The organism is Glutamicibacter sp. AOP38-B1-38, assembly GCF_052377485.1.
In the GTDB taxonomy this organism is placed as follows: Bacteria; Actinomycetota; Actinomycetes; order Actinomycetales; family Micrococcaceae; genus Glutamicibacter.
The window spans coordinates 1-575 of the sequence record NZ_JBQSWU010000097.1 but is presented as its reverse complement, the minus strand read 5'-3'; the positions used below and the strand labels follow the sequence as shown (position 1 = coordinate 575).

At 64.7% G+C, this 575-nt stretch carries 1 protein-coding gene; it reads right to left on the bottom strand.

The window, feature by feature from the left end; all coding sequences use genetic code 11:
- The coding region (locus tag ACT3TP_RS18755; RefSeq protein ID WP_444621295.1) for a GMC family oxidoreductase N-terminal domain-containing protein at nucleotides 1-575 on the bottom strand (575 nt) is incomplete at both ends.

Genomic DNA, 575 nt, shown 5'->3' with positions numbered 1-575 from the left:
CTACGTCGGTGAAATAACGCGGATCGACCTTCGGCTTGTCACGGAAATCGCAGCTGCGCAACCGCACCGTACCCCGGGACTTCGCATGCGTAACATTCGGAGTCAGACAGAAGGTGTTCTCCCCGGTCGGATACCCCTGGCGCAGGGTATGCATATCAAAAGGCACCGACCCGTAGTGGAACATCAGATCCGGACGATCCAGCCCCTGCACCGTGGGGGTGAAGATCCCGATCTCCCACCACTGGGTGGAAGTTTCCACCATGGGCTGCTTCGCCTCCCACTGGATCACCCCTTCGGGGTGGTCCTGCAGATGCTCGCCCACCCCCGGCGCGTCGAGGAGCACCTCGACGCCCACCGACTCCAGATGCTCGGCCGGCCCGATCCCCGAAAGCATCAGCAGCTTCGGCGAATCGATCGCCCCGGCCGAGAGGATCACCTCGCGGGCCGCGTGCAGCGTGGTAGTGCGCCCGAACGCCCCGTCGACCACGTCCACCCCGGTGCAGCGCTTGCCCGCATCGAAGTTCAGCTTCCGCGCCTGCAGCCCGGTGAGCAGCGTGAAGTTCTCCCGCTCCATA